We start from the raw sequence: 4,182 nt of genomic DNA on the forward strand, positions 1-4,182 counted from the left end.
CGGTTTCAGTTACGAGGGGACCTTTCGCCAGAGTCGGGTGGGCAAGGGGCGCACGTGCGATGCCGCCTGGTTCTCGGTGATTGACAGTGAGTGGCCCGCCTTGCAAACCTGTTTCGAGCGCTGGTTGGCCGATGCCAACTTCGACGAACAGGGGCGCCAGAGGTTGCGATTATCCGAGCTGACCGCTGCCTGTCGTACCAATAACGACTGACCTGGCAAGATGACAGAGGCCCCGCCAGCGGGGCCTCGTTTGTCGGTATCAGGGCTTACTCATGGTGCTCACCTATGGGGGCGGCGATCCACTGCAGCAGGGTCAGCATGTCCTGTGGCGCCACCCCGACCGAGAGGCCGCGCTTGCCGCCGCTCACCAGTATCTCGTCAAATGCCATGGCAGAGTCGTCGAGTACGGTGAGCAGCCGTTTTTTCTGGGCCAGCGGGCTGATGCCCCCCACCTTGTAACCGGTCAGCTTCTCGGCCTCGGCCGGTTTCATCATCTCCACCTTCTTCAGGCCAGTGGCCTTGGCCAGCTGCTTGAGACTGCACATGCCCGACGAGGGCACTATGGCGACCACTGCTTGCTTGTCGTGATGGGCGACCAGGGTCTTGAACACCTGGGCTTCCGGCAGGCCGAGCTGGGTCGCGGCATGTTTACCGAAATCGTCGTGAGCTGCGCACTCATAGGGGTAGAGCTTGTGCGGTATCTTGAGCTTTTTCAGAAGGTTGATGGCAGGAGTCATGATAAGCGCCTTGAGTCAAAACAAGGCCAAACAGTCTGCGCCTGCAAGGCAGGGGATGCAAGCCGGTCGCAGTGGCAGGAGATGGGCACGCTCGAGATTTCGCATAGATCCAGAGTCAGGGGCCGTGTTGGCCGCCACCGACCCTGACTTCCCATGCTCCGGGTGGAGAGGGATATAAAAAAGCTCGGGTCAGTGACCCGGGCTGTTTGCGGCTGCGCGTATCAGGAGAAACAGGCTTGCAGCACGTAGAAGATGGCGATGGCCAGGATGGCACCGGCGGGAAGGGTGATGATCCAGGAGACCACTATGTTGCGCAGTACCCCCAGATTCAGGGCGGCTATGCCACGGGCCAGACCGACACCCATCACGGCACCCACCAGCGTCTGGGTGGTGGAGATGGGCAGACCCGTGCCGGAGGCGATCACCACGGTCGCGGCTGTGGCCAGCTGGGCGGCGAAGCCACGGCTCGGGGTCAGGTGAGTGATGCCGGTACCGACGGTGGCCATCACCTTCTCTCCCATGGTGGCGAGGCCGATGACGATACCTATGCCGCCGAGGGGCAGGATCCACCAGGCTATGGTGGACTTACCGGCGATCTGACCGGAGCTTTCGACGATGGAGACCACGGCGGAGAGCGGACCTATGGCGTTGGCCACGTCGTTGGAGCCGTGGGCAAAGGCCATGGCACAGGCGGTGATCACCATCAGGATGCCGAATACTTTCTCCACGTTAGCGAAGTGCATCTTGCTGTCATCCTGCGGGTTGTATTGCTGGCCGCGAATGTAGAGCCAGCCAGCAAATGCCACCGCGAGGGAGATGATGGTGGAGAGCAGGACCCCTTCGCCATTGCTCAGGTGTAGACCAACGTGGGTCAGCCCCTTCTTGATGGTCACCAGACAGATCACCAGCGCGGTCAGGAACATGTAGAAAGGCACGTAACGCTTGGCGTTGGCCAGGGGATCATCTGTGTTGAAGATGAGCTTCTGCACGCTGATGAACATGAAGTAGGCGATGATGCCAGAGATGGCCGGGGTGATGATCCAGGAGCCGACTATACCGCCGAATTTGCCCCACTGAACCGCTTCCGGGCCTATGCTCACCACGGCGAAGCCGACGATGGCGCCGATGATGGAGTGGGTGGTGGATACGGGCCATCCGAAGTAGGAGGCCAGGATCAACCAGGCACCGGCCGCCAGCAGGGAGGCTATCATGCCGAGCACCAGCAGATCTGGCGTGTCGACAAAGGCGTTGGTATCTATGATGCCGTTACGTATGGTCGCTGTCACTTCGCCACCGGCCAGATAGGCACCGGCAAATTCGAAGATCATGGCGATGATGATCGCCTGACGTATGGTCAGGGATTTGGTGCCGACCGATGTGCCCATAGCGTTGGCCACGTCATTCGCGCCTATACCCCAGGCCATCAAAAAGCCGAACAAGGCCGCCACGAGCACCAGAGTAGTGCCGTAATTCGCGATAATGTCCATTAATAGTGTTTACCCAGTCAGTCGATTACGAACGAGCCAGCATCAGTTCCAGACGGGCGCCAACGCGCTCGGCCTGATCTGCCAGGTCACCTACCCATTCGAGGATCTTGTAGAGGAACATAATGTCGATCGGATTGTATTTCTGCTCAACAGCTTGCAGCTGTTGGCGCAGTCCGATCTGCATGGTGTCAGTATCGTCCTCGATAAGATCCAGCTGATGGATCATCTCGGCAACCATTTCAACTTCACGTCCTTTGAAGCCGGTTTCGAGCAGCTCATCGAGTTCTCCGATGGCTTTTTCGGCTTGGGCGGTCGCATCGATACAACGTTTGAGATAGGCCATGAAATCGGCACGCATCTCGGCAGGGAATTCCATTCGACGGCCAAGCATGCGGCCGGAGATATCCTTGGCACGGTTGGCAATCTTGTCTTGCTGGGTCAGCAGTTCCAGCAGGTCGGTACGGGCGACCGGCAGGAACAGGCCGCGAGGCAGTTTCAGACGAATTTCACGCTTGAGGATGTCCGCCTCTTTTTCCAGCTGGGCTATCTGCTGCCGGATCTTCTCGGCATCTTCCCAACGGTCTTCGGCAACGGCATCAAAGAAGGGAATGAGCTGCTCGCAGCACACGTGAACCTTGATGATATGCTTCTGCAGCGGCTTGATGGGGGACTTGGCAAAAAGCCCCAAAATAGTATTTACTGGCATGGACAAACCTGTGTCGGTGAAAAAACACTCGATACGATTTTATGAGGGGCGCATGGTAACCGAACTGCGTCATCAATAAAACCGTGAATTAATCCTGATGTATCACAGGCATTATATCCTCGCGTTGCACATTGTGCCCCCCCAAAGTTGCCTGCCAGCCCGGAATGACTATGCAAACTGAGATCGAGATAAAGTTTTTTGTCTCACAAGACATTCAATGTCCACTATCCAAGCTTTTGAATTCACTTGAAATTATATCAAGTTCCCAGGTCGATCTCGGCAATGTCTATTTTGATACGCCGACCCTGGATTTACGTCTGCTGGAAATGGGATTGCGTATTCGTCGCAGCGATGATTTTGCCGAGCAGACGATTAAATGTCGGGGTCAGGTGGTGGGGGGATTGCATGCCAGGCCTGAATATAATGCCCCCGTGCAGGGTGATGTGCCCCTGCTTGCGGCTTTTCCAGCCGAGCTTTGGCCGAGCTTGGTGGTGCGCGACGAAATCCAGACCAGGCTGGTTGCCCAGTTCAGGACTGATTTCCTGCGCCGCTACTGGCTGATAGCCTTCGAGGGTGCCGAGATAGAGCTGGCCTGGGATCAGGGCGAGATCGTCGGTTCGCTGGGCAAGACCTGCATCGATGAGTTGGAGCTGGAACTCAAGTCTGGCGATGCACGGGCCCTGTTCGGGTTGGCAGAGCAGCTGGCCGGTCTTGGCGGGGTCAGGTTGGGTGCGCAATCCAAGGCGCAGCGAGGCTATCGGCTGGCGGGACTCGGCAAGCCGCTGACGCTGCAATCCTTGCCTGTAGCCAATGGGAGCGATGCCGTGATGCGTATCACCTCGGGCCTGCAACATTGGCAACATCACGAGCAGTACTGGCTGGAGCAGGCAGACCCCGAGCAGCGACAACTGGCGCTGCTTGCGATCCGGCAAGGGGTTACGCTCATTGTTGATGCTGCCGCTACGCAGGCGCCAGTGTGGCTGGCGGCGCTGACCGACTTGTCGACTCATCTGACCTTATTGGCCCAGGAACCGGCCGACACCGGGTGGCAAGCTGCCCTGTCGACGCTGTTCCATCGCGTCGACTATGTGCGGCTGCAATTGGCCATCGCTGCCTGGCTGCTCGCGGTGGCATGACATCTGTGCCTTGCAGGGCGCGGCAGTGACGAACAATGGCGACAATGAAAAAGGTGAGCGTTAGCTCTAATGCCAGTCAGTTAAGCCTGACTGGCATTGTTTTTATTTGTTTTTTT

General features: G+C 57.9%; 4 protein-coding genes and 1 pseudogene. 2 read left to right on the forward strand and 3 right to left on the reverse strand.

All coding sequences use genetic code 11. The features are described 5' to 3' along the window. Positions 1-211: pseudogene (locus AAC083_RS06610) on the forward strand (GNAT family protein); the annotation flags it as partial. Between the two features lie 55 nt (positions 212-266). Here the strand turns inward: AAC083_RS06610 and ybaK are convergent. The 3 genes from ybaK to AAC083_RS06625 all read right to left on the reverse strand — a co-directional run bounded on the left by ybaK (position 267) and on the right by AAC083_RS06625 (position 2,930). Beyond that, positions 267-737: a Cys-tRNA(Pro) deacylase gene (gene ybaK, locus AAC083_RS06615; protein ID WP_042035351.1), complete on the reverse strand. Its 471-nt coding sequence runs from the start codon at positions 735-737 to the stop codon at positions 267-269. Between the two features lie 221 nt (positions 738-958). After that, positions 959-2,224: an inorganic phosphate transporter gene (locus tag AAC083_RS06620; RefSeq protein ID WP_108536139.1), complete on the reverse strand. Its 1,266-nt coding sequence runs from the start codon at positions 2,222-2,224 to the stop codon at positions 959-961. 25 nt (positions 2,225-2,249) lie between these two features. Then, a complete protein-coding gene (locus AAC083_RS06625) occupies positions 2,250-2,930 on the reverse strand; it encodes a TIGR00153 family protein (protein WP_042035354.1) in 681 nt (226 codons plus the stop codon). A gap of 170 nt (positions 2,931-3,100) precedes the next feature. Here AAC083_RS06625 and AAC083_RS06630 point away from each other — a divergent pair, with 170 nt between their 5' ends. Next, positions 3,101-4,066 (forward strand): CYTH domain-containing protein, encoded by a 966-nt coding sequence (locus AAC083_RS06630; RefSeq protein ID WP_108536140.1) that lies wholly within the window; start codon positions 3,101-3,103, stop codon positions 4,064-4,066. The last annotated feature ends 116 nt before the right edge of the window (positions 4,067-4,182 follow it).

Origin of the sequence: Aeromonas sp. HMWF014, from assembly GCF_963878295.1 — a bacterium.
GTDB lineage: Bacteria > Pseudomonadota > Gammaproteobacteria > Enterobacterales > Aeromonadaceae > Aeromonas > Aeromonas popoffii.

Bases quoted from the DNA above. Each gene is read 5' to 3' on its own strand.
- ybaK (WP_042035351.1), bottom strand. From the start codon at position 737: ATGACTCCTGCCATCAACCTTCTGAAAAAGCTCAAGATACCGCACAAG.
- AAC083_RS06620 (WP_108536139.1), bottom strand. From the start codon at position 2,224: ATGGACATTATCGCGAATTACGGCACTACTCTGGTGCTCGTGGCGGCC.
- AAC083_RS06625 (WP_042035354.1), bottom strand. From the start codon at position 2,930: ATGCCAGTAAATACTATTTTGGGGCTTTTTGCCAAGTCCCCCATCAAG.
- AAC083_RS06630 (WP_108536140.1), top strand. From the start codon at position 3,101: ATGCAAACTGAGATCGAGATAAAGTTTTTTGTCTCACAAGACATTCAA.